The organism is Methylobacterium sp. WL18 (genome assembly GCF_008040015.1).
Taxonomy (GTDB): Bacteria; Pseudomonadota; Alphaproteobacteria; order Rhizobiales; family Beijerinckiaceae; genus Methylobacterium; species Methylobacterium mesophilicum.
The window spans coordinates 1-984 of sequence record NZ_VRVD01001054.1 but is presented as its reverse complement, the minus strand read 5'-3'; the positions used below and the strand labels follow the sequence as shown (position 1 = coordinate 984).

Genomic DNA, 984 nt, shown 5'->3' with positions numbered 1-984 from the left:
TTCGCCGTCGTCCGCGCCGGCCTGAACTACAAGTTCGGCTCGTACTAGGACCCGCGACGCTCCCGGCCTCCGGGCCGGGAGTTGTCTCGGCCGGGAGCCGCCTCGGCGGCCCGGCCGCTCAGGTCGTGCAGAACCCCGGGTGCCCCTGGCCCCCGGGGTTTTTCATTGCACGAAGGCGACCCGCGGCCTGGGTTGCTTCCGGGACCGGCGCCGGCCCTCAGTGCCGGTAGCGTTCGGCCAGGGCCATGAGGGCCTGGGCGAGTTCGGTGAGGTTGGCCGAGGCCGCCTCGACCTCGCGGGTGCCGGCCGCCGTCTGCTGGCTGGCCTGGCGGATGTTCTGCAGCGCGCCCATCACCTGCTCGATCCCGAGCTGCTGCTGGTTGGTCGAGGCCACGATCTGCTGGAACGTCTGCACGTTCTCCTCCACCCGCGCCGTGATCTCCTCGATCGTCCGCTGCGTCGTGTCCGAGCGCGTCTTGCCGGCCGCCGCGCGCTTGACCGCCTCCTCGGTCAGCATCACCGACGTGTTGATGCCCCGCTGGATCTCGCCCAAAATCCCCCGGACCTGACCGGTGGCCGCCTTGGCCTGATCGGCGAGCAGCTTCATCTCGGAAGCCACCACGGCGAAGCTGCGCCCGCTCTCGCCGGCCGCCGCCGCCTCGATCGCGGCGTTGAGCGCCAGCAGGTGCGTGCGCTCCGAGATGTCGTTGACCGTCTCGATGATGTCCCCGATCGTCTGGGTCTTCTCCGACAGGCTGACGATGTTGCCGGCCACCGCCTCGGCCTGCTCGCGGATCGCGTCAATCGCCTTGGCGGTGTCCGAGACCGCGCGCAGGCCCTGCCGGGAGGTCTGGGCCGTGGCCTGGGCGGTGGCGATCACCTCGGTGGCGCGCTTGCCGATCTGGGCGCCGGAATGGGTGATCTCGTCCACCGTGGCGGCGGTCTCCTGCACGGCGGCGAACTGCTCCTCCACCGACGCCGCCT

General features: G+C 71.1%; 1 protein-coding gene. It reads right to left on the bottom strand.

From position 1 onward, the window contains the following. Nucleotides 1-217: 217 nt before the first annotated feature. Nucleotides 218-984, bottom strand: a 767-nt coding sequence (locus tag FV228_RS30845; protein WP_246694098.1) for a methyl-accepting chemotaxis protein, incomplete at its 5' end; no start/stop codon positions are given.